Origin of the sequence: Thermogutta sp., assembly GCF_014359955.1 — a bacterium.
In the GTDB taxonomy this organism is placed as follows: Bacteria; Planctomycetota; Planctomycetia; order Pirellulales; family Thermoguttaceae; genus Thermogutta.
Genome location: NZ_JACIYL010000008.1, coordinates 1 through 20,678 on the forward strand (window position 1 = coordinate 1; position 20,678 = coordinate 20,678).

General features: G+C 59.8%; 30 protein-coding genes. 29 read left to right on the plus strand and 1 reads right to left on the minus strand.

Annotated features, from left to right (window positions below; genetic code table 11):
* The 27 genes from H5U08_RS00590 to H5U08_RS00720 form a co-directional block, all read left to right on the plus strand.
* On the plus strand, positions 1–538 hold a 538-nt coding region (locus H5U08_RS00590), incomplete at its 5' end, for a hypothetical protein (RefSeq protein WP_297029094.1).
* Entirely contained in the window at positions 528–1,166 is a 639-nt protein-coding gene (locus tag H5U08_RS00595) for a DUF6475 domain-containing protein (protein WP_297029096.1), read from the plus strand. The genes H5U08_RS00590 and H5U08_RS00595, both read left to right, overlap by 11 nt.
* Before the next feature lie 113 nt (positions 1,167–1,279).
* Positions 1,280–1,456 carry a hypothetical protein gene (locus H5U08_RS00600; RefSeq protein ID WP_297029098.1) on the plus strand — a complete coding sequence of 59 codons (177 nt, stop codon included), beginning with the start codon at positions 1,280–1,282 and terminating at the stop codon, positions 1,454–1,456.
* A 1-nt stretch (position 1,457) separates the two neighbouring features.
* On the plus strand, positions 1,458–1,826 hold the full coding sequence (locus H5U08_RS00605; protein WP_297029100.1) for a RusA family crossover junction endodeoxyribonuclease: 369 nt from the start codon (positions 1,458–1,460) through the stop codon (positions 1,824–1,826).
* A gap of 89 nt (positions 1,827–1,915) precedes the next feature.
* On the plus strand, positions 1,916–2,251 hold the full coding sequence (locus H5U08_RS00610) for a hypothetical protein (protein ID WP_297029102.1): 336 nt from the start codon (positions 1,916–1,918) through the stop codon (positions 2,249–2,251).
* On the plus strand, positions 2,187–3,407 hold the full coding sequence (locus tag H5U08_RS00615) for a phage terminase large subunit (RefSeq protein WP_297029104.1): 1,221 nt from the start codon (positions 2,187–2,189) through the stop codon (positions 3,405–3,407). Before H5U08_RS00610 ends, H5U08_RS00615 begins: the two co-directional genes overlap by 65 nt.
* The gene (locus tag H5U08_RS00620; protein ID WP_297029106.1) at positions 3,397–4,713 is read left to right on the plus strand and encodes a phage portal protein; all 1,317 of its coding nucleotides are present in this window, start codon (positions 3,397–3,399) and stop codon (positions 4,711–4,713) included. Before H5U08_RS00615 ends, H5U08_RS00620 begins: the two co-directional genes overlap by 11 nt.
* Positions 4,706–6,862 carry a phage minor head protein gene (locus H5U08_RS00625; RefSeq protein ID WP_297029108.1) on the plus strand — a complete coding sequence of 719 codons (2,157 nt, stop codon included), beginning with the start codon at positions 4,706–4,708 and terminating at the stop codon, positions 6,860–6,862. The genes H5U08_RS00620 and H5U08_RS00625 overlap by 8 nt, the downstream gene beginning before the upstream one ends.
* The gene (locus H5U08_RS00630) at positions 6,859–7,203 is read left to right on the plus strand and encodes a hypothetical protein (RefSeq protein WP_297029110.1); all 345 of its coding nucleotides are present in this window, start codon (positions 6,859–6,861) and stop codon (positions 7,201–7,203) included. Before H5U08_RS00625 ends, H5U08_RS00630 begins: the two co-directional genes overlap by 4 nt.
* A gap of 24 nt (positions 7,204–7,227) precedes the next feature.
* On the plus strand, positions 7,228–7,449 hold the full coding sequence (locus H5U08_RS00635; protein WP_297029111.1) for a hypothetical protein: 222 nt from the start codon (positions 7,228–7,230) through the stop codon (positions 7,447–7,449).
* Between the two features lie 167 nt (positions 7,450–7,616).
* Positions 7,617–9,152, plus strand: a complete 1,536-nt coding sequence (locus H5U08_RS00640; protein WP_297029113.1) for a hypothetical protein — start codon at positions 7,617–7,619, stop codon at positions 9,150–9,152.
* 2 nt (positions 9,153–9,154) lie between these two features.
* Positions 9,155–9,604: a capsid cement protein gene (locus tag H5U08_RS00645; protein WP_297029115.1), complete on the plus strand. Its 450-nt coding sequence runs from the start codon at positions 9,155–9,157 to the stop codon at positions 9,602–9,604.
* Positions 9,605–9,614: 10 nt separating this feature from the next.
* On the plus strand, positions 9,615–10,805 hold the full coding sequence (locus H5U08_RS00650) for a hypothetical protein (protein WP_297029117.1): 1,191 nt from the start codon (positions 9,615–9,617) through the stop codon (positions 10,803–10,805).
* 27 nt (positions 10,806–10,832) lie between these two features.
* Positions 10,833–11,018, plus strand: a complete 186-nt coding sequence (locus tag H5U08_RS00655; protein WP_297029119.1) for a hypothetical protein — start codon at positions 10,833–10,835, stop codon at positions 11,016–11,018.
* A 23-nt stretch (positions 11,019–11,041) separates the two neighbouring features.
* Complete coding sequence (locus H5U08_RS00660; protein WP_297029121.1) at positions 11,042–11,821, plus strand: hypothetical protein; 780 nt, start codon at positions 11,042–11,044, stop codon at positions 11,819–11,821.
* The gene (locus H5U08_RS00665) at positions 11,818–12,612 is read left to right on the plus strand and encodes a C1 family peptidase (protein WP_297029123.1); all 795 of its coding nucleotides are present in this window, start codon (positions 11,818–11,820) and stop codon (positions 12,610–12,612) included. The genes H5U08_RS00660 and H5U08_RS00665 overlap by 4 nt, the downstream gene beginning before the upstream one ends.
* Positions 12,613–12,858: a hypothetical protein gene (locus H5U08_RS00670; RefSeq protein WP_297029125.1), complete on the plus strand. Its 246-nt coding sequence runs from the start codon at positions 12,613–12,615 to the stop codon at positions 12,856–12,858.
* Complete coding sequence (locus H5U08_RS00675) at positions 12,855–13,085, plus strand: hypothetical protein (protein WP_297029126.1); 231 nt, start codon at positions 12,855–12,857, stop codon at positions 13,083–13,085. Before H5U08_RS00670 ends, H5U08_RS00675 begins: the two co-directional genes overlap by 4 nt.
* Positions 13,082–13,513, plus strand: a complete 432-nt coding sequence (locus tag H5U08_RS00680) for a hypothetical protein (RefSeq protein ID WP_297029128.1) — start codon at positions 13,082–13,084, stop codon at positions 13,511–13,513. Before H5U08_RS00675 ends, H5U08_RS00680 begins: the two co-directional genes overlap by 4 nt.
* A complete protein-coding gene (locus H5U08_RS00685) occupies positions 13,510–13,896 on the plus strand; it encodes a hypothetical protein (RefSeq protein WP_297029129.1) in 387 nt (128 codons plus the stop codon). The genes H5U08_RS00680 and H5U08_RS00685 overlap by 4 nt, the downstream gene beginning before the upstream one ends.
* Positions 13,897–13,899: 3 nt before the next feature.
* Entirely contained in the window at positions 13,900–14,253 is a 354-nt protein-coding gene (locus H5U08_RS00690) for a hypothetical protein (RefSeq protein ID WP_297029131.1), read from the plus strand.
* 11 nt (positions 14,254–14,264) lie between these two features.
* Positions 14,265–14,735 (plus strand): hypothetical protein, encoded by a 471-nt coding sequence (locus H5U08_RS00695; protein WP_297029133.1) that lies wholly within the window; start codon positions 14,265–14,267, stop codon positions 14,733–14,735.
* Positions 14,732–14,917 carry a hypothetical protein gene (locus tag H5U08_RS00700; RefSeq protein WP_297029135.1) on the plus strand — a complete coding sequence of 62 codons (186 nt, stop codon included), beginning with the start codon at positions 14,732–14,734 and terminating at the stop codon, positions 14,915–14,917. Before H5U08_RS00695 ends, H5U08_RS00700 begins: the two co-directional genes overlap by 4 nt.
* A gap of 158 nt (positions 14,918–15,075) precedes the next feature.
* The gene (locus H5U08_RS00705; protein WP_297029136.1) at positions 15,076–16,560 is read left to right on the plus strand and encodes a tape measure protein; all 1,485 of its coding nucleotides are present in this window, start codon (positions 15,076–15,078) and stop codon (positions 16,558–16,560) included.
* A complete protein-coding gene (locus tag H5U08_RS00710) occupies positions 16,553–17,389 on the plus strand; it encodes a hypothetical protein (protein WP_297029137.1) in 837 nt (278 codons plus the stop codon). Before H5U08_RS00705 ends, H5U08_RS00710 begins: the two co-directional genes overlap by 8 nt.
* An 8-nt stretch (positions 17,390–17,397) precedes the next feature.
* A complete protein-coding gene (locus tag H5U08_RS00715; protein WP_297029139.1) occupies positions 17,398–17,754 on the plus strand; it encodes a hypothetical protein in 357 nt (118 codons plus the stop codon).
* Between the two features lie 6 nt (positions 17,755–17,760).
* Entirely contained in the window at positions 17,761–19,023 is a 1,263-nt protein-coding gene (locus H5U08_RS00720) for a hypothetical protein (RefSeq protein ID WP_297029141.1), read from the plus strand.
* Here the strand turns inward: H5U08_RS00720 and H5U08_RS00725 are convergent.
* Entirely contained in the window at positions 18,986–19,750 is a 765-nt protein-coding gene (locus H5U08_RS00725; RefSeq protein WP_297029142.1) for a hypothetical protein, read from the minus strand. The genes H5U08_RS00720 and H5U08_RS00725 overlap by 38 nt on opposite strands.
* 91 nt (positions 19,751–19,841) lie before the next feature.
* On the opposite strand from H5U08_RS00725, the gene H5U08_RS00730 reads away from it, so the two are divergent.
* Both H5U08_RS00730 and H5U08_RS00735 read left to right on the plus strand, forming a co-directional pair.
* Complete coding sequence (locus H5U08_RS00730) at positions 19,842–20,198, plus strand: hypothetical protein (RefSeq protein ID WP_297029143.1); 357 nt, start codon at positions 19,842–19,844, stop codon at positions 20,196–20,198.
* Positions 20,199–20,208: 10 nt separating this feature from the next.
* Positions 20,209–20,544 (plus strand): hypothetical protein, encoded by a 336-nt coding sequence (locus H5U08_RS00735; protein WP_297029144.1) that lies wholly within the window; start codon positions 20,209–20,211, stop codon positions 20,542–20,544.
* The last annotated feature ends 134 nt before the right edge of the window (positions 20,545–20,678 follow it).

Consider the following 20,678-nt stretch of genomic DNA (forward strand, 5'->3'; position numbering starts at 1 on the left):
AAACCCAACCCCTTCATCTTCATCTTCAACTTCAACTTCTTCCATTGGAAAAACTTTACCTAATCAAGAATCTATCTCTTCGGTTAAACCACAGGGTAGTGGTGAATCTGGATTATATGATTGCGGCGAGACGAAATTTTGCAGCGAGATCGGCACAGCCGACTCGCTGCCGCCTCCGACGGATAAGGACCGCGACGTGCCAGAGGAAGTCGCACGCCTCACATTCCCATGTGATGGGCCGACCAAAGAGTGGAGGGTCACGCGGGAGGTGTTTTTTTCGCTTCAGGAAGCCTTTTCCACAGTGGACGTGGTGTACGAGATCCGCAAGGCCTATGAGTGGATTCTCGCGAATCCGGATCGCCGAAAAACGGCGAAGGGAATGCGCCGGTTCCTGTTCAACTGGTTGAGCCGTGCTGCAGATGGCAGGCGATCCGCATCGCGAGCGCCACCGAATCCACTGGTAAGCGACTTGGAAAGGCGCAACCTGGAAGCGACCCGGCTTTGGCTTGCCCAAAAGGAGCAGCAGCATGCCAACTGATGCGGAACGGTTTGCCATCGTGATGAACGCTTTGGGAGCCGCCTTCAATCGGCCGATCACGCCCGCGGTCCTCACCGCCTACGAGATAGGCCTGGAGGGGCTGACGATCGACGAAATCGAAGCGGCCGCCAAGCGTGCCCTGCAGACGTGCAGGTTCATGCCGACGCCCGCGGAACTCCGTGAGCTGGCAGGTGGGCTCAAACCGGAAGATCAGGCGGTTCTGGCATGGGAGACCGCCGTCCGAGCCGTCGAAAATTACGGCTGGTACCACAGCGTGCAATTCGAGGATGCGGCCATCACGGCGACGATCCGCAGCCTGGGCGGCTGGCAGCGGTTTTGCGAGCGTTGTGGCGGTGAGGAAGAGAAGTGGCTCCGGCAGGAGTTTCTCAGGACCTACGCGGCCTATTGCAAGGTCGGGGTGAGTCCGGAGGCGGCTCTCCCCCTGGCTGGGGAGTTCGAGCGGCAGAACACGCTGTTGGGGTACCGCAACAGGCCTGAGGACCGGCCAGCCCTCATTCCGTGCGAGTACGCACCGACAACCGTGCGTCGGATCGGGCGTTCGGAAGCAGGCCGAGAGGCTCTCGCGATAGTGAACGCACTTTCGGAAGCAATGAGGGTACCGGAATGATGCATGCTGTCAGTGAAAGTGACGTTCTGTACTGCAAGCACTGCGGGGCCATTCTTCCCCATAGGAACAGGCACAGTGCTTTTTGCTCACGTGCGTGCCGCAGGGCGCAGCGCATGAAAGTCCAATCGAAGCAGGGCGGGACGCCGTCGAGTCCAACGATGTGGCTTCCCGGAACGGTGAGGAAGATCGAGATTCTGCGGGCCCGGGTCGAGGCTGGCGAGGACTGCTTCCATCCGCGTGACGTAGGCTGGGACGGTCTGTACGACGATTACTTGCCTCACGAGGAGTGAGATGGCCGATCAACGACTGACGATCGATCTCCCTTATCCCCCATCCGTCAACCGATACTGGAGAAACGTGAACGGACGTATGGTCCTGTCGAAGGAAGGACGGCGGTACCGCCAAGCCGTCTGGGATTTGCTATTCGTGAAGAGATACCTCTTCGGGTTGGGCCGATTTTCTGGGCCGGTTTCTGTTTCTCTCAGAATTCATCCTCCGGACCAGCGAAAACGCGATCTCGATAACGTCCTAAAAGCGATTTTCGATGCACTTCAGGGCGGCGGAATCATCCAAGATGACGTTCAAATTCGGGAAGTCCACGCGGCATTCGCGGAACCAGTTGAAAACGGAAAAGTCATTGTCGAAGTGTCCCAACGCTGAGGGACGTGCTTTAGAATTTAAGAAAGAGGGATGGGAAATAGACGGCCCATAAAAAATGCACCGCGGAAGTCTAAAACAGACGGCTCCGAATGGCGAGACAGCGCAAAGCAGTTGACGAGAAACTTGTTGAGCGTCTCGCAGCTATTGGCTGCACGGACCGGGAGATCGCCACCCTCTTGGAGGTGTCGGAAAACCTCTTGCGACGTCGCTGTCGCGCGGCACTTGACCGAGGAAGGACCCGCTTAAAGAAATCGCTCCGCCGGAAACAAATCGAGCTGGCGAGGAAGGGCAACGTGCCCATGCTCATCTGGCTTGGCAAGCAGTATCTGGACCAGCGGGATCGGCAGGATGTCACCCACAGTGGCGAGGAACTCAGGGTCGTGGAAAGGATCGTTACCAGTCGAGCTGACACCGGCCCAGGCTGAATTCGCAGACGCCAGAGAGCCGATCGTTGGCTTCGTCGGCGGACGTGGGGCCGGCAAGACCTGGGTTGGGGCCTACCGGCTCTGCAAGCTGGCCGAACCAGGCAGGACTTACCTCGTCGTGGCCCCCACCTACACGATGCTCCGCGACATCTGCTGGCCGGTGTTCCTGGGGATGGCACGGCGCCTCCGTTTCCTCCGCGACACGATCCGCAGCCGCCTGGCGGTGATCCTGGGCAATGGGGCAGTGGTGCTGTTCCGCTCGGCCGATCAGCCGGACCGCTTGCGTGGGCTGAACGTGGCCGGGGCCTGGATCGACGAGGCATCGCTCACCCCGCGGGACGTGTACGACGTCGTGCTTCTGACGCTGCGCGAGACGGCCGGTGCCTGGCTGGCGTGCACCTTCACGCCCAAGGGAAAGAGCCACTGGACCTATGAGGTTTTCGGCAGTCCCCGACCGGGCGTGCGGATCGTCCGCAGTCGCACAACGGATAATCCGTTTCTCCCGGTCGATTTCGTGGACCGCGTGGCCCAGCAGACGACCGAGCTCCTGGCAAGACAGGAGCTCGAAGCCGAGTTCGTTGATCTGGCCGGAGTCGACTGGCCGGCCGAACACTGGGGCGACTGGGTCCTGGTCGATCGGTTGCCGCCACGGGATCGGTGGCTCGTGTCGGCCCTGGCCGTCGACCCGAGCCTCGGCAAGAGCGACAAGCAGGGCGACTACTCGGCGATCGTCCTCGTGGCCGTCTGTGACGGGCTCGTGTGGATCGACGCCGATTTGCAGCGCCGGCCACCGTGGAAGCTCGTCCGGGACGTCCTCGCCATGTGCGACCGATATAAGCCGGACCTGGTCGGTTTCGAGGCCAATCAGTTTCAGGAACTCCTGGTGCATGAGTTCGAGCGGGCCAGCGGCGGCCAGTTCGGGGCCAAGTGGCCGGTCTTCCAGATCAAGAACACGACGCACAAACTCTTGAGGATCCGGCGGCTAGGACCGTACATCATTAGGCGCGAGCTGCGGATCGTCGATAATCCCGGCGGTCGGCTGCTTCTGCAACAATTGCAAGAGTTTCCCCAGGGCCAGCACGACGATGGTCCTGATGCTCTGGAGATGGCGATCCGATTGATCATTGAGACGTCAGGAGGGCACTATGCCGAATGACCTGGAACGCATGGAACGGATCCTCGAATGGCTCAACGAGGACGACCCGGCCTGGAGCGAGTTTCTCAGCCTGATCACAACTTCCTGGCCACCGTACAAGAACGACCACGACCTGGAGCGGATTCGCAATGAATCCCGCTGGTTCGCGACGCACCATCCGTTCGCACTGAGCGCCCTTGAGAATCGGGCGAGCTACGTGGTCGGATCAGGTCACCGCTACACCGTGCGGCCGAAACCTAAGGCGGAGATTTCCCCTGAGGTCCTCGAGGCGATCGACCGCGAAGTGACCGAATTCCTAGAGACGAACCTGTGGCAGCACCGCCAATTGGAGAACCAGATCCGACTGGACCGGGATGGTGAGGTGTTTCTCCGATTCTTCGACGTCGGGGGCCGTCTGGTCGTCCGCTACATCGAGCCTGAGCAGGTGGCGACGCCACCCGGCGAGAAGGCCCTCTGCGGCGTCATCACCGACGAACGAGACGCCGAGACCGTGCGTGGCTACTGGGTCCGCTGGGATCCGATCAAGCTCGACGCCTGGGAGCGCGTCCCCGCCGAGGAGGTCCAACACCGCAAGCTGAACGTCGACTTCACGATGCCGCGGGGCTTGCCGACTCTCTTCGGCGTGCGAGCGAATCTCCGTCGCGTCTGGAAACTACTCCGCAACATGACAACCGTGGCCTCGATCCAGGCGGCGGTGGCCATCGTGCGGATGCACGGGGCTGCCCAGGTCGGCAGCGTCCAGCAGTTCGTGGCGAGGATGAACGCGGCCGCCCAAACAGAGCAACAGCGGAATCAGCCGCAGACCTATGAGAAGTTTCCCCCGGGGGCGATCATCGACGTCCCGCCGGGCGTAGAACTGAAATTCCCAGCCGAAGGGATCAACGTCGCCAGGTACGTCGATGCCATCCAGGCCGAACTGCGGGCCATCGCAGCCCGGCTCGCCATGCCAGAGTACATGCTCAGCGGCGACGCCTCGAACGCGAATTATGCCTCGACGATGGTGGCCGAGGGACCGGCCGTGAAAATGTTTGAGCGGCTCCAGTCGCAGACGATCTGGTGGGACTGCGAGGTCATCATGCGGGCCCTCCGTCTAGCTGAACAAGCTGGGCGGTTGCCGGCGGGTGTGACCCAGCAGATCATCATCGACGCCGAGGCTCCGATCGTGCAAAGCCGGAACCGGCTCCAGGAGGCCCAGGCGGATCAGATCCTCTACACGATGGGGATTGTCTCCCCGCAGGCGATCGCCGCACGGCACGGCTACGACTACAAGCAAGAGAAAGAGCTGATCGACCAGGCGAATGAGTAATGTAAGCGTCCAGCAGGTGCAATCGCGGCTGGCGGCTGCCTTCCACAGGCGGCAGGCGACCGAGGTCGTGCGGGCCCAGAAACTTGCCGACGAGATCGGCCGCCTGGCACGCACCCTTGCCGAAAAGGCGGCGACCGCGGCCATCGAGACACAGGGCTTCAACCTCAAGCTCCTCAACGATAAGCTCGATGCCACTGTGCTCCGCCTAGTTGACGAGATGCTCGACCAGGTGCAGGGATTCGGGAGGAGAGCCTGGGAGAGCGCCGTTGAGGCTTTGCTGGGTGCCCTGCCGAAGGAATGGTTAGCGGCACTGGCCGATTCCGGCCGCCAGCAGGAGGCGACGATCGTCGCGCGGTACGAACTGGAGGGCGTCCCGCGATCTGAGCTGGAAACAGCGGTCAAGCGGCTGTTGTTTCCTCCGCCTTCGAGGCAGCAGGTGTTCAGGTGGTTGACGGCAGCCCCTCCAGGGGGCAGGTCGTGGGATGAGAGGCTCCGTTACTGGGGCGAGCAGACACGGGCCGCAATGCTGACGCAGCTCACCCAGGGATTGGCCGCAGGAGAGAACTACCAGGAGCTCGAGCGGCGGCTCCGTCCGCTAGCCGACGGCCTGGCCTACAAGAGCATGCGGATTGCGAGGACGGAGGCCTGTCGGGTGGCCGAGCGGGCCAATCTGGCCGTGGCCGACCAGCTCGGCGACATGGTTCAGGGCCAGCAGATCATCGCCGTCATGGACGAGTGGACCCGGCCGCATCATGCGGCCCGCCATGGGCGGATCTACTGGAAGGGTGCGGATGGAGTCTATCGAGACGATGAGGGTAACCCTTTGCCCGACTTGCCAGACGAACCGAATTGTCGGTGCATGACGATCCCAGTGCTCAGGCCGCCCGACGTCCTTCAGAAGAGTCCCGACGTCCGCGCTGCCTTCCAGGCTGAGACGAAAAGGCTCATCCCTGACCCGGGCAGTTACATGGATTGGTGGGAGCTGGCATCGACCAAAGAACGGATGATGGCTGTCGGGACGAGGCGGTACCAGGTGATGGCGAAGCTCTTGAAACGGGATCCGGAATGGATCGACTTTCTTGCCCCGGACGGATCGCTCCTCAGTATCTCGCAGTTATCGAACGAGGATGCGGAGCAGCGGCAGGCGCGGCGGCTCCAAGTTGAGGCCATGCTGGTCAAACAGCGGATGGCATACCGGCAGGTAGTTCCCGCGGGATGGACGCAGCCACTCCGGTCACTGCCGTTCGCGCTACGTGGAGTTGCAAGTGGAGAGCCTGGGGCCGTCGAGCGGCTCAAGGCGTATATCTATGCAGAGGCCGAAGCTGTGTTTCGTCCGGATCGCCTGGAGGAAAGACGGCGGCTCAAGTGGATGGCGACGGTGCATAAGGCCAAGGAAGTCCGCGAAGAGCTCACTCGCCGAGTTATGGATTGGCGAAAGCGAGCAGCCAAGCTCGTAGATATAGAGCGAACGATCTCGGAGAGCGAACTTCCGGAACCACGGAAAAGGGAACTCTTAGCCGCCATGCATGATCTTCAGACGCGGCAGTTCGAGCAGGCAATCGAGGAAGCATTGTTCCTTCCGGAGAAGATGAGGGCTACTCTTCAAGTGGTGGCCGATGAGAGTTTGACCGAAGGTATGCGTAGCAATCTCGCGCGTGCTGTGAGATTCATCGAGGGGATTACCTCGCGCACGGTTGCGAACGATGTAATGCTAAGTGCCGTTACAGTTCGAGCAGATCCCACTGATCACCGTGGTAAGTACGACCCTCGTACTAACGTTGTGTCCGTGCACCATGAGCATGATTGGGGACGGTACGTGCATGAACTCGTGCACTATATCGAGATGGTCTTGTCATCGGAGAAAAAGAAGCATATTCGGAAAATGTTTGATTCCTGGACGGAAGGGGCACAGCCAGAACCTCTGGGTGCAGGTTACAATGAAGATGAGTATTATGTGAAACGAACGGACGATAGGCGGTGGCCAATGGACGGCAAGTATGCTGGTAAGGTAGACCGTCAGACGAGGGAGCCGAAAGAAGTTTTGACGCAGTCCGCGGAGAGTTTAGCACTCACTCCTGTGTCGTTTGCGAGCGACTATCCGGAATTGTTCGACTTGTTAATCGACGTGTTGAGGGATACGGTGCCATGATCCATCCCCGAGGAGTCATCGAGGTTAACGGTATACGCGCCGACTTTGACCCGTCGCGTGCCGGCGGCGGCTGGGAGTACTGCTGGCGATCCGAAGATCCATTGCTCGAAGCAATCATTCGGCAGATTGCCAGACGCCTCAAATGTCTCCATCAAGACCTGACGATAGCCGCGGCAATCCACATCACGAAGGTGGCGGAAAAGCTCGGAGGGCGTGTCGTTTCGATGCATGACTGTGGGCCAATCCCCGAAGACTATCCCGAATCTTGGATCGACGAGTGCCTGCAGGATATTCCCGAGTTCTTGTGGGATCAGTACCGCAAATACCTTCGCAAACGGTAGTTGAACGAGGGAATGGAGCCGTAGATGGGTAAGCGCGAGACCACAGCGGAACGGAAGCCGGAAGCGGCAGCTTCGGTGAATGAGGTTAATCAGTCGCTCTTGAAACTGGCCCACCAGCGGCTTGATGAACTCTGTCGCGAAGCCGAGGCGATCCGACTCTTCGGTTCAATCCAACTCCAGGTCGTCTTCGAGGCTGGCCAGATCACCCACGTCCACAGGCGACTGGACGGACGGGAAAAGATCTGAGGTGCCGGGAACTTGACACATAGAGAAAATGTCGGATAATTAGGGCAGATAGGCAACCAGTCGCCAGACCGAGCTAATCGGGACTAGGGACCAGGTGCCATACCGATGACGGCGTACAGCCGCTCTTAGGTATTGCATCTGGTCCCTTTTTTATTTGGCATGACGCCATGGCAGAACGGAAGCCCGTTAAGACCGAAAACGGAATGGAGTTTCCCGCCGAGGCCTATGCCTACGTGCCAGATCCGGAGAAACCGAGCACCTGGAAGTTGCGACTGTGGGAGGACCCGGAGAAGAAGGAAACGCCACGGCAAGTTGGCATGGCCGTCGCGGCCCTCAGTCCAGGCGGGTTCCGCGGCAACCGCGTGGAGATCCCGCGGGAAGACCTGCCCAAGGTGAAGGCCCGTGTGCGGGCGGCGTGGAAGAAAGTCCACCCCGACGCCTCAGATGACGACCTCCCTCCGGTGCTCCGGGAAGGGGCGAGCGTGGAGGCCCGGCAGGATGCCACGCCCCTCCTGGAGTACACGGCATCGTCGGGACCGCTGCGGGTGGACCGCGAGCGCGGTGTCATTTACGGCGTGAAAGTGCTGGGCTTGGAGTCGGCTAACGGCCGGGTCTATCTCCCGGAGGCCCTCCAGCGGGCTGCTGCCCTGTACGAAGGCAAGCCCGTCAACGTCGATCACGTGTCGGGATCACAGCTCCGGAGCTACCGCGACCGAATCGGCAAGCTCGTCAATGTGCGAGTCGGTCATGACGGTCTTTATGCCGATCTGGTCGTCAACCCCAAACACCCGCTTGCGGAACAGCTCTTCTGGGATGCCGAACACGCTCCCGAGAATGTGGGGTTGTCGCATGATGCGCGAGGCAAGACGGCCGTCCGCAACGGCAAGGTCGTCGTAGAGGCGATTGAATCCGTTCGTAGTGTCGATCTTGTGGCAGAGCCTGCTACAACACGTTCGCTCTACGAGGGTGCCGTGGACGCCGTTATGGCTACCGAACCTCAAGCAGATAACGCAAAAAGCGACGATGGCACTGCGGATGATCGGGGTGATGGTGGGATCGATGACCCTGATTCGCTTCCCGACGACGCTTTTGCGATCGTGCTGCCGGGAGGCGTGAAGATTCGCGACAAGACTTATCCGCTCCACAAGCGGTACTTCCCGATCCACACGCCCGCGGCGGTGCGGCGGTCGCTGGTCGCCATCGCCAACAACAGGAAACTCGCCCCGCACCACCGTGAATTGGCACTCCAGCGGGCGCGGGACGCGGCCCGTAAATTCGGAATCGATCCGGATGAAGTCCTCAAGATGAAGGAGTCACGTGACATGGACCTGGCTAAGCTCACCCTGGCTGAACTGAAAGAGGCCCGACCAGACCTGGTTGAGGCCATTCAGGCCCAGACGGAAGTGCAGCAAGAGCTCATCGCCATCAAGGCGGAACGCGACAAACTAGCCGCCGAGCTCAAGCGCTATCAGCACATCGAGACAGTGACAAAGGAGCTCAAAGAGGCATCCCTCGCCCTGGACGACATTCCGGAGTCCCTCCGGGAGCTGCTGCTGACGGTCGAGGATGCCGAGAAGCGGAAGAAGGCGATCAACGAATTCAAGGGCCTGCTCAAGGACCGGCGGCCGATGTCGGCGCCGGCCGGTCGCCCACGAGCCGGTGAACGGGACCTGGAGTCTCTCGTAGCAAGCTGGAGGATTTGACCATGGCGAACACGTTCCGACTGATCCGCGGAGAGCCGCGGACTATTGCCCTGCCCAAGTACGCGGCCGATGCCATTGAGATCGGTGATCTACTCTATTGGGATGCCACGAACAATGCCGTCCGTAATGCGGAAACGGTAAGTGGGGCGGACTACGCCACCAAGAAGGCCAATTTCGCGGCGACTTTCGTAGGCGTGGCCCTCAGTGCCCATGATGCGGACACGACGGGGTACGTGCTCGTTGCCACGGACGGTGACTTCCTGTTTGCCTGCCCTAGCGGTGCGGAGTACGACGTGACTGATGGTGTCGCCATCGGCAATGGCTCGGCCGTTGCAGACCAGACCGTAATAAAAACAACTACGGCCGCGGAAATTATCGGACGAGTGCTTGAGTTGAAGCCATCCGCTCAGCAAGCGGTCGTTGTCAGAATCCGAAGCAAGCTCATGAGCTAGGAGAGGGACCATGATCAAGGCACGAGAGATCTACAAGCACTTCAAGAGCGATCCCCGGCAGTGTTTCGAAGATATCCAGGAAGCGTTGCGGCGCGGCTTGGAAGGGAAGCCCGGTGGCCTCAAGCCGGACGAGTTCTCAATTCGGGACTTGGCCGCGTACTTCGTCATGGTCGATGGCGAGCCCTTAGGGCACGACATGGTCGAAGTCTGGGCGAGTGGTCGACTCGTCGAGTCTGACGTCGTCTCCAGCAGCGCGTTCGCGGCAATCACTCAGCGTGTTGTCTATGCGGCCGTGCTCGAGGGCTACCAGCTTCCCGACACCCCGCTGAGCCGACTCGTGCGGGTGGTGCAGGCCCGGTCACGTGACAACCGCATCCCCAGCTTCACGTTGCCCTTGGCCGACGGCAAGTCGCTCGAATACGAAGAGGGTGTTGACAAACCTGCGGTGGGCATGGCGACCGAATACGCGAAGAGCCTGCCGATCAAGAAGCGGGGAGCCTGCATCAACATCACCCGCGAAACGGTCCTCTTCGACGAGACAGGCCAGGTCCTCGACGCGGCCCGCCGAGTCGGCGAGATGATCGCCCTCGAGAAGGAACGGGTGCTCACGCAGTTCGTGGCCGGACTGGTGAGTAACTGCGTCATCGAGAAACGCAAGACGGATAGCAGCGAGGCGACATCGAACCTGTTCCTGACGACGGGGCGCTGGGTCAACCAGCAAGCCAACCCGCTTGCGGACTGGACGGACATCGACGACGCGGAGAATCTGTTCCTGTCGAACACGCTTCCCGGCACCAACTTGCCGCCGATGCTGTCGTCGCGGTTCATCCTTGTGCCTCCGCAGCTCCGCACGACCGCAAACCGGATCCTCAACGCCACAGAGGTGCGTACAGGAACGAGCAACGTCGTCGCCTCCGCCAATCCACTTGCCAACATGGGCATCCAGCCTGTCGTCTCGACCCTGCTCTACAGTGAGCAGGTCGCGGCGGGGGTGAGCCAAGCGACGGCTGCAGGAACCTGGTTCTACGGCGATCTCCTCCAGGCGTTCCGGTACGTTCAGGCCTGGCCGCTCGAAGTGACGGAGACTCGCGATAGCGCGAGCCAGCGTCGAGCCGACATCCTTGTGCAGTTCGATGCCTCTGAGAGCGGAATCCCCATGGTCGTCGAACCGCGTGTGTGGGCCAAGAATACTCCGAGCTGATTGATATGACACAGAGGAGACTTTGTCATGGACCTCGTCAAACAAATTCAAGAGCTGAAACAGGTTATCCAGGACGCCCTCGAGGATGGGCGGATCACCCTCCGTGAGGCGATCATTATCGCCCGCGAGGCGGCTGATGTCGCCGCGATCCTCCTGCCGTTGATCATCGGCAAGGCCGCCGCCATGGAGGCGGAGTCCAAAGAGAAAGAATGACCAGACAGGTGAGGACCTGGCCGATGAGAGCCGCGATATTCGGGATCGTCTTATCGCTTTGTGCTCCCGCCTGTCTAGCGGGCGAGCTCCAGTTCCAGGCCACCGGTGGTGATCAGCTCACCGTCAAGGCCGTGGCCGATCAACAGAAGTGGGTCGTCCTCAACGAGAGGGTCCTCGTGGCGGCCGTCGTTGACGGCCGACTCATCGTTGAAGATTTCGCCTGGCCGCCCGCACCGCAGCCGACACCTCCCAATCCGGAGCCAGGCCCGCAGCCTGAGCCTGGCCCTCAACCGAATCCGCAACCGCAGCCGGTACCGGGCCCGAAACAAGTCCTGTGGATCGAAGAATCCTCGGAGCGGACACCGAGCCAGGCCGCGGCGATCATCGACCAAGCGATTCGCAACGCGATTCAGGCGGCCCGGTGGTCGCTGAGAGTCGTGGATGCGGATGTCGTGGACGAGACCGGAAAACCGCCCGCGGATCTTGCAGCCTACATTGCGGCGGCCAAGGCGGCGGGTTTGCCGCGCGTTTTCATAATCCAGGACGGTAAGGAACTCTATGCGGGTGCGGCCCCTTCCGATCGCTCGTCTTTTGCCTCCCTTCTCTCGCGTTACGGATTGCCGGTGGGGACCCCCGAAAAAGAGCCGGGGGTCCCTGACCGGGTCTTACAGCCCCAGCCGCCAGCGAGTGATCAGGGAGCTCAAAAGCCAAGCGCTACCCCGGGCGAGGCCTGTCCGACCGGGCAGTGTCCCGTTCCCACGGCTCCCACGGCCCCCGTGAGACGATGGAGGATCTTCCGGTGAGTGATCTTACGATCGTCATCGACGGCAAGCAGTATCACCTAGGATGCAAACCTCGACTCTTGCATCCTGGTGCTCTATATCCGGTGTTAGGTGCTGATCCCGGCCGTCCCGAAATCAAACTGATTTCCCGGGACCAATGGGCGGAAGTCGATTTTTCACATCTTGTTCCCGAGATCCTCGACCAGGACCGAACAAACGCCTGCAACGCCTTTGCCTCGATCCAGACGCTCCATGTTTTGCGGGCCCAGGCCGGGTTGCCCTACGTGAAGCTCAGTCCAGGAAATTTGTATGGGCGAATCAACGGCGGTGTCGATGGCGGGTCTTATCTTTCTGACGCCATTCAGACGCTCGAGAAGGAAGGCGTCTGCACCGCCCAAACGGTTCCCGAACTCCAGTGGCGGCAGCGGTACTGGCCGGCAAGTTGGAAGGAGGAGGCCCAGAAGTTTCGTATTCTGGAGGCCTGGGATTGTCCCAGCTTCAATCACCTGGCTTCCGCCCTGCTCTTGGGGTTCCCCGTCAATCTTGGGATCCTTGTCGGCTGGAACTTCCGGGTCGGCGAGGACGGCTGGCTGGCCGACTATCGGGGCGGGGGCGGCGGGCATGCCATGTGCGGTGTGGGCCTGTTGTATCACCGCGAAAGAAAAACCTGGGGAATTAAAGTGGCCAACTCGTGGGGCAAAAGCTGGGGCCAGAATGGCTTTGCCGTGGTGCCGGAGAGTTATTTCAAAGCTACACCATTTACGGACGGTTGGGCCGTCCGCGGAATCGTGGATCCACAAGGAGACTGGTAGGTGACGGACGACCGCTGGGCGAAGTTCGAACAAAGGCTTGTTGATATTCAGTCAGGGATTGCTGAGATCCGCACGATTTACGACGCCCACAGTCGGGCGATTGAGCGGATTGAACGCACCCTGTACGGCAACGGCGACACAGGCCTGTGTACGAAAGTGTCCGCGATTCTGTGGATTAGTACCGGGGTCGCCGGGTTTACCATCCTGCTGGCGGCCCAGGCGATTGCTGCGTGGCTTGGAGGATGAGCACTGCGTGGCTGATCATGGGCTACATCGACGATCTCAAAGCCGCACGTGATCGTTATGCCGCCGAGCTCGCGGCACGCCAGGGCACTCCTGACGTGCGATGGGACGAGTACGAACGCTTGCTTGTGGAACAGATTGACACACTGAACAGAATGATCGCCGAAGCCCAGGCAGAGTCGATAGATGGTTTAGAGACCGATTGGCACATCCGACAAGCCGCAACATGATCAGTATCACCACCTCACTCACATTCAACGATCGCGTGGACGACCAGCTCAAAAAGGCGGCGTGGCAGATGGTTGTGACGGCCACAAACATTGTCCGCAATCGGGCGATCGTCCTCGTGTCGAAGCCTGCAAAGCGGATACGCAGGGTGCGAACGCGAAGCACGAGCAAGGGCAAAAAGGGCAGCCAATACACGGAGTACGCAGGCAGTAATCCAGGACAGCCGCCACAGGTTCGGACTGGTCACGGCCGGAAGAACGTTGCCATTGAGGAACACCAGGCCCAACTGATGACGAGACTCGGAGTGAGAAAGAGTGCGGCCTACATGGCCTATTTGGAACTGGGCACATCGCGAATCGCGGCTAGACCTTGGCTTGTGCGTGCCCTCAAGGAAACAGAAGGCGTCCTGCGAACGCTACGGCTGCCATGACGACGCTCGAGGCTATCAAGAATGAGCTCGAGGTAATCGTAACCCAAGAGCATTTAAACTGGGTTGTCGCTGTGGCGCCGCCGGCCGGTTACGCCGGACCCTGCCTTGCGGTTGTGTCGTGGCGGCTCCGCCCCGGTGAGACGTCCTCCCTCTCGGCCTATCCGCTTTTGGAGGTTGAGCTCGAGGCAACGGGCATGGACGTCACCAATGCTGAGGGAGCGCGGCGGGTCTTTACCAGGCTCGCCGATGGAGGTTTTACCAGCGACGACTTTGTTGCCATCCGCGGACGCCTCGAAGATTTCGCCGTTGCGCGTGACGAGGGCCCGCGGCAGGAGCGGTGGACGGCGAGGGCGACGGTCACATTTCAGGTCCAGGAGGTGTAAGACATGGCGGTGCTTTCAGGAAAAAACGGAACGGTCACGATCGGAACGAATCAGATCGAGATCCTCCGCTGGACTTTGGACATCGAGGCGGAGGTGTCGAAATATGGGAGCGGCGGCTGGAAAAAAGCCGTCGCGGGTGTCATCGACGTGAAAGGTTCGTTCGAAGCCGTTGACTCGGCGAACATCCCGGATGCCGGGACTGAAGTGTCGCTTACGTTGACGCAGGGCACGGGCGGCAAAACATACTCCGGCTCGGCGATCGTCAAAAAGGTGAGCGTGACAGTGGTTCCCGACACCGGTGAGATTATCAAGTACAGCGTGGACTTCGAGGGAAGCGACGAGTGGACCATTACCTGAGCGGGTGAACTATGGACGGCCTTGCACGCGTCGCGGGAATTTTGGAGAGAACAATCCACGTTGGCGGGAAGGACCTCACGCTGTCCACACCGACGTTGGGGGCCTGGGCGGCGCTCGAGTCGCAGCTTGTGCAGGAGACGAACGACGTGCTTGAGAAGGCGGTGGCGGTCGCAGCGAAATTGCCACCTGATCAGAGAGCTGTTTTTTGGGAGCAGGCCCATCGGGTCGCGTCGCAGCGGTGTGCGATCACGCTCGATGACATCGCGAGGCTCCCGCCATTCGAGCAGGTCGTCATGCAGTGGTTCGTCTGTCTCCAGCGCCACCATGCGGCCGAGTTCCCGACCCTGCAAAGTGTCAGGGAGCTGCTCCTGCGTGAGTTCGGAGACGTTCCTATCGATGAACTCCAACACCAGATCGCGCAGATCGTCGAGGGCGGGTTAAAAAACTCGACTGGCCCGACGGAAGAGAGGCACCCAGCGTGAAGCGGATGAACTGGCCGGCCCTCTTCCGTTGGGCAGCCTATGAGTTCGGTTGGACTCCAGAACAGGTACTCCGGTTAACGGCCTACCAGTTGCGAATCTTACAAGGGGCGATCGGTCCCGATGAACATTACGTGACCCTCGACTACGGAGAATACGTCTCGCGAAGGGCATTACGGCGATGAGTGTTCTGGCCGAACAAGTAATCCTGTTCCGAGCTTCCGGGATCGATGCGGTAACTTCCGACATCGCCCGTGTCCGTTCGTCGCTAGACGAGACCGAATCAAAAACCCAGAAAACGTTCAAAAAAATTGGCTCCGCGATGCAGAGCGTCCTACAGGGGATGGGCATAAGCATCGGGATGGGGATCGCTTCCTCGATCGGCTCGGCGATCAGGTCGGCGGTCGGTCTCGCTACGCAGATGGAAACCCTCTCCACGTCGTTCGAGGTCCTGCTTGGCAGCAGCAGCAAGGCCAAGCAGATGATGGAGGAAATCAACAAATTCGCGGCGGCGACTCCATTCGAACAGATGGAGCTCGCCGACGTCGCCAAGCAACTCCTCGCTTATGGGACAGCCGCCGAGAACATCATCCCCACGATGCGGCAGCTTGGTGACATCGCCGCCCTCTCGGGTGCCAATCTCGGAGATCTGGCGGCGATTTACGGAAAAATCCAGCAGGGAGGCAGACTAACGACGGAGACGCTGGAGAGCTTCCAGTCGAGAGGGATCCCTATCACCCGCGAGCTCGCCAACGTGTTCGGCGTCGCCGAGAGCCAGGTCAGGGAACTCGTTTCGGAGGGCAAAGTCGGCTTCGCTGAAGTCCAGCAGGCCCTGAACCGCTTGACCGGAGAAGGTGGCCAGTTCGCCGGCGGTATGGAGCGGCTGAGCAAGACGACCGCCGGGTTATGGAGTACGGTCACCGGTAATTTCAAGACCGCCCTGGGCGAGATAGGCGGCATGCTCATCGCCGTGTTTAACGTCAAAGGGATTCTCGCCTGGGCCGGGGACACCTTGGCCCGAATCGGCGAGTGGGCGGCGGGTGTCAGGCAATGGATCAGCTTCGTCTACGAGAACTGGGATATCGCCTGGGGGATTATCTACGAGCGGGTTAATTTGGCTTTGTCGAATGCGTGGGCGTATATCGAGGCGTTCGGCAATAACATCGGTATATTGGTGCGGTGGCTGCTGGACAATTGGCGGGCGGTTTTCACGGACATCTACAACTTTACGACGACCACGGTCACGAACCTGTTCAACAACTTGACCCGGTTATGGAACGCCTTTTGGACGTTCATCAAAACGGGGCGGTGGGAATTCCGTTGGCGTCCTCTTACAGAAGGTTTCAAGTCGAGTATCAAACAGTGGCCGCAGTTTGTATCTGCCGCCGTGAAGGATTCAACACCAGAATTAGATCGCTTGACACGCTTGTGGAACGACAAGTGGCGTAAAGCGACCTCGCAAGTAGCTGAAGCGGGAAAGGAAGCGGCTGGGAAAGTGCCTGAAGAAGAATCTCCCGAAGTACCTGAAGCAGAACCTCTCGAAATACCTGAAGTAGCATCTCCCGAAAAAGTGGCTGCTCCAGTGGCTGCCGTAGCCGGAGTTGGCGGTGGTGCCGGTACAGGTGCAGTTGGGCAGGCTATGTCCGGGTTCTATGGTTTTGCCCAGCTCGCAAGTGAAATGCAGCGGCGTGCCCTTGACGAAATGCAGAAACGTCAGGTGGAGTTGGCCCAAAAAACAGCCGAAGCGGTTCAAAAGCTTGCGACAGCGGCGGAAGGCGGCGCACTGAAAGTCAAAGTGGATCAACCGATCGTAGCGACCTATGGCTAACACGTTGTTCGGCTACGTCGAGGTGTCGGGTTCGAATACCGTCAGTTATGACGCGACTTCGATCGCTCGCATCGACCGTGTCTTCGTCGGCCCCGCCGCGACCTGGCATCTTTTTGTCCGTTACATAGCCAACCGCCCTCATCCTGTGGCGAGGTGGGCATACCCCATAGCACTCCAGATTTCGCCGCTGCTCGGGGAGGCTACTAAATCAATCACTCCCCGAGACCCCGGGCGTAGCGTCATTGGTTATGACGCGGCCAGGATTCAGGTGACCTATGGTGTCAATGGTCAAGCGATTGCTATTTGGCCTCAGGGGATTGATCTTCCACCGCGGCGCCCCGGCACGTGGCTCGAGCTGAAACTCGAAAGCGGTGGTGAGTTTATGTTCGTCGAAGGAGCGGCAAAGTGGGCGGATAACCCCAACGGTTATCCCGACGAGCCTGTTCCCGGTCCGACATCAGCAGCCGCCAGGTACTACGTGCCGCAGCAAAAAATCACGGTCGTTTGGCATAATGTCCTGATCCTGCGGGCCAAGGAACTCGACAAGATGGTTGGAAAAGTGAACAGCCATCCGTTCCTCGGCAAGCCCCCGGAGACGCTCCTTTTTGAGAGCTACAACTTGGCTATGGAGAACACCCTTGACCTCGACTTCCCTGTCCGCTGGGCGGTGACTTGCAACTTTATCTATCGCGGCATCGTCGTCGGCGGACACGTGTACGGTTGGAATCACGAGCTCAGGCACGATGGCTGGAAGGAGGTCATCGTCGAGACAGGAAGCGGTCCTGGAAAACGCTACGAGCCGACGAGTTTCAAGTGGATGTTCATGTGAGGTGAACGATGATCACGATTGACCTGGCGTTTCGACACGACGACGCAGAAAAGTTTCGCGCCGACTTCACCGACACGGTTGACGTCACTCGCACGGGAAGCAAAGTGATGGCCGTCTCAAAGACGGTCGGAACGACGGTGGTCACGATACCGCTGAGTGATCTCGCGTCCCCTGGATACGCCTTCGTCAAAAACGTCGGCGCGTCGGGGACCATCGACTTCGGATTCAATGATGGCACGCAACGGTCGCTCATGTCGCTGCAACCCGGCCAATTCGGCGTCTTTCCTGTAAAACCGGGCCTGACGCTCGGCGCTGTGGCAACCCAGGCTGGTTGCGAACTGTTTGTGCTTATATACGAGGCATAATCACCGATGCCGAAACCGAGCCCTCGCAAAGGCAAACCGATCACCGCAAGCGACATCCAGTATCTTGCGGATGCCGCAGCAAAGGGGACTCGCGCTGACGGGGACAGCATAGAGACATCCGCAGGAACACTCGTCGCACGCAGGCCGGAGACCTACGTTGCACTTGTGGAGTTTGTCGAGACGAAGTGGGTCGCGCGCACTGTCGGAACGCAACTGTTCCTGTACGCGCCAGCGAAGTTGATCGGGTTTTCGCATGCGGGCGGCTGGGCCGTTCCAAGATATGAGGGAGCGATCGTCGGGGTTTGGCGGCCATGGCCGGCGTCTGTCCCCAACGGCAGCGAAATCCCGATTGGAGTGAAACGGGCTCACGCATGGTATGACCCCGCCTCATCGCGATGGATCGTCATCGACGCGTATGAGAACTTTATCGAGTGCGTTCTAGACCAAAACCTCTACGGTTGTAGTACCGCATCGGCGACGACCCGGGACGGAGACACGATGGACGTCACCGACGACTTCGGCGTCGTGACGGCATGGCGGTGGTCACTCCAGGACGATCGCGGCTATTACGCCCCGGCTGGCACCGTCGTCCTGTGCCGCTGGATGGCGGATAGGCAGCATTGGAGCGTGTTCTTTCTCAAGCACTGCCTCGAAGGCAGCAGTATGAGCGATAGCCAGCCGCCATCATCGTCGGGTCCGCCGTCGCAATCATCAGAAAGCCTTCCGTCGCAGTCATCGTCCGCCCCGAGCGAATCGAGTGCGCCGAGTCAATCAAGCGCTCCGTCCGAGAGCAGCCAGCCGAGCGAAAGCAGCGCACCACCGTCGGAAAGCCAACCGTCGTGGTCGGGTTCGGACAAATCGTCCGCCATCGTGCCAGCTTCCTGGTCGCCCACGGGCTACGTGGCCCTCTTCATTCACGAGATGCCGGAGGTGCGGTTCGATGACGTCATGATTGTGCAGGTGCCGCAGGAAGATCACGAGATAGCCATCGACCCGCGGTTCGTCGAGGTGTGCGAACGCGGAACGATCGAAGTGTGCGGCATCGCGTGCGATAAGCCAATTGCTGTCGGTGCACGTGCCGTGACAGACCGCGTTCGCCTGCGGTTCGCTGAGCAGGACCCGGAGCACGCCGTGCGGCTGGTAATTCGGCTAACGGGAATTCGTCGCGGCTTCGCGGGCAAGCGGTTCCCGCGGAGGACGCGCGAACAGTTCCTCGCTAACGAAGCGTTTATCAACTCCGCATATCCCAGCGATCCGAGGGCAGAATGAGCTGGGGATCCGCGAAAAGTTGGTCTTCCGTAAGTGAAAGCATGGCAAGCTCGGCGAGCTTGTCCGAGAGCCTCTCTGACTCGCTGAGTGGATCGCCTTCCGTCAGCCTTTCGGAGTCGCTGTCGGTCAGCGTTTCAGGGTCCGTGAGCGGTTCGCTAAGTGCGTCAGCCAGTCCCTCTGGGTCTGCGAGCGGCTCTCCATCAGCCAGCCTGTCCGCGTCACAAAGTGGTTCGCTGTCCGAAAGCGGGTCGCCCTCGGCCAGTCTGTCGGGAAGTCCTTCGGCTTCACCGAGCGGGTTGCTATCCGCCAGTCTTTCAGGGTCGCTGTCCGCCAGTGTGTCGGGTTCCGTTAGTGGCTCTCCAAGTGTTTCAGGGAGCGGATCAGCTTCCGTCAGCCCGTCGGGATCATCCAGTGGTTCGCCATCGGCATCCGCAAGCCTGTCAGCAAGCGGTTCAGTGAGCAGTTCTCCGAGTGTATCGGGCAGTGGTTCGGTCAGTCCTTCGCCAGGCAGTTCGGTCAGTGGATTGTCCAGCAGCTCGGCCAGTGCCACAAGCTCCTCTCCGAGTGGCTCGGTTAGCCAGGGTTCTGCATCGGCGTCCGGATCCGGGTCGGCTCCACCGCCGCCACCACCGCCGAGTTCTGGAAGCGCCATCAGCTCCACTAGCTCCGCGTCGTTCAGTTCCTCGGCGTCCAGCGCTAGTACGACAAGCGGCTCCAGTTCCAGCACGTCCGCCAGTGCCAGCAGCGGTACCCTGCCGAGTACATCTGCATCCTCATCATCTTCGTCATCCTCATCATCGTCGAGTGCAGGTTATTGCGTGCCTGCAAATCAAATCACCACCAATGAATCGTGGTGGTACTACCTGGGACAAACGTACTACCGATACGATGTCAGCCACACTTTGACAAAGTCGCAATCGTCTCCCAGCTACTACAAATTCACCTGGTCTGGCCCCTACAGCCAGCAGGCCTGGGTTGAGTTGGATCTCTCCACGGGCAAGATGCGATGTTACTTTTACATCAAGCGATATGGAGACAATGTCTATATCGAGGCTCTTTCAGTCTGGAAACCGTTCACTTATTACGGGCAATTCGGGGCATCCTTTAATGAATGGGAGATTCTCACGAACGCAAATGAAGCGCTTGTGACCGTGAGCATCCCATGTCAAGTTTAGGAGCACAGATATGGCCCAGTGGCTCGATGCTCAAACTCTTGAACAGTGCAAACAACAAATACGTGGTGGTCTCACCGCACGCTCCGCACTTATGCGTGAAATTGCTGACGCACTGGTGCAAGATCAGTTGTCGATTGTTCCGGCCGTGGCAGACATCATAACGAACCGGGAACGTGGCGGAGATGAGTGCGATTTGATTGCAACACTCCGGGATCGCCTGCGAGACAACGCTCCGCGTCTGCGATTCGATCCAGAAAAGGCCGAATTGATTATTGCCATACAGATGAGGATTGTTCCACGTTTACTGAGGACGCTTGACGCCTTGCTTGCTGGAAAGGGCCTATGAGTCAGATAGATCTGAAAGATTTCGTTGACCGCGTCTACGTCATCAACCTGAAGCGGCGCCCAGATCGCTTGCGGGCCTTCTTTCAGCGGCTCCAGAAATATGGCTGGCCGTTCAAAGAGCCAATCGTCTATCCA

Excerpts from the sequence above, each read along its gene's own strand:
- H5U08_RS00595 (WP_297029096.1), top strand. The coding sequence starts at position 528 with ATGCCAACTGATGCGGAACGGTTTGCCATCGTGATGAACGCTTTGGGA.
- H5U08_RS00600 (WP_297029098.1), top strand. The coding sequence starts at position 1,280 with ATGAAAGTCCAATCGAAGCAGGGCGGGACGCCGTCGAGTCCAACGATG.
- H5U08_RS00605 (WP_297029100.1), top strand. The coding sequence starts at position 1,458 with ATGGCCGATCAACGACTGACGATCGATCTCCCTTATCCCCCATCCGTC.
- H5U08_RS00610 (WP_297029102.1), top strand. The coding sequence starts at position 1,916 with ATGGCGAGACAGCGCAAAGCAGTTGACGAGAAACTTGTTGAGCGTCTC.
- H5U08_RS00620 (WP_297029106.1), top strand. The coding sequence starts at position 3,397 with ATGCCGAATGACCTGGAACGCATGGAACGGATCCTCGAATGGCTCAAC.
- H5U08_RS00625 (WP_297029108.1), top strand. The coding sequence starts at position 4,706 with ATGAGTAATGTAAGCGTCCAGCAGGTGCAATCGCGGCTGGCGGCTGCC.
- H5U08_RS00630 (WP_297029110.1), top strand. The coding sequence starts at position 6,859 with ATGATCCATCCCCGAGGAGTCATCGAGGTTAACGGTATACGCGCCGAC.
- H5U08_RS00635 (WP_297029111.1), top strand. The coding sequence starts at position 7,228 with ATGGGTAAGCGCGAGACCACAGCGGAACGGAAGCCGGAAGCGGCAGCT.
- H5U08_RS00640 (WP_297029113.1), top strand. The coding sequence starts at position 7,617 with ATGGCAGAACGGAAGCCCGTTAAGACCGAAAACGGAATGGAGTTTCCC.
- H5U08_RS00645 (WP_297029115.1), top strand. The coding sequence starts at position 9,155 with ATGGCGAACACGTTCCGACTGATCCGCGGAGAGCCGCGGACTATTGCC.
- H5U08_RS00650 (WP_297029117.1), top strand. The coding sequence starts at position 9,615 with ATGATCAAGGCACGAGAGATCTACAAGCACTTCAAGAGCGATCCCCGG.
- H5U08_RS00655 (WP_297029119.1), top strand. The coding sequence starts at position 10,833 with ATGGACCTCGTCAAACAAATTCAAGAGCTGAAACAGGTTATCCAGGAC.
- H5U08_RS00660 (WP_297029121.1), top strand. The coding sequence starts at position 11,042 with ATGAGAGCCGCGATATTCGGGATCGTCTTATCGCTTTGTGCTCCCGCC.
- H5U08_RS00675 (WP_297029126.1), top strand. The coding sequence starts at position 12,855 with ATGAGCACTGCGTGGCTGATCATGGGCTACATCGACGATCTCAAAGCC.
- H5U08_RS00680 (WP_297029128.1), top strand. The coding sequence starts at position 13,082 with ATGATCAGTATCACCACCTCACTCACATTCAACGATCGCGTGGACGAC.
- H5U08_RS00685 (WP_297029129.1), top strand. The coding sequence starts at position 13,510 with ATGACGACGCTCGAGGCTATCAAGAATGAGCTCGAGGTAATCGTAACC.
- H5U08_RS00690 (WP_297029131.1), top strand. The coding sequence starts at position 13,900 with ATGGCGGTGCTTTCAGGAAAAAACGGAACGGTCACGATCGGAACGAAT.
- H5U08_RS00695 (WP_297029133.1), top strand. The coding sequence starts at position 14,265 with ATGGACGGCCTTGCACGCGTCGCGGGAATTTTGGAGAGAACAATCCAC.
- H5U08_RS00705 (WP_297029136.1), top strand. The coding sequence starts at position 15,076 with ATGGGCATAAGCATCGGGATGGGGATCGCTTCCTCGATCGGCTCGGCG.
- H5U08_RS00710 (WP_297029137.1), top strand. The coding sequence starts at position 16,553 with ATGGCTAACACGTTGTTCGGCTACGTCGAGGTGTCGGGTTCGAATACC.
- H5U08_RS00715 (WP_297029139.1), top strand. The coding sequence starts at position 17,398 with ATGATCACGATTGACCTGGCGTTTCGACACGACGACGCAGAAAAGTTT.
- H5U08_RS00720 (WP_297029141.1), top strand. The coding sequence starts at position 17,761 with ATGCCGAAACCGAGCCCTCGCAAAGGCAAACCGATCACCGCAAGCGAC.
- H5U08_RS00735 (WP_297029144.1), top strand. The coding sequence starts at position 20,209 with ATGGCCCAGTGGCTCGATGCTCAAACTCTTGAACAGTGCAAACAACAA.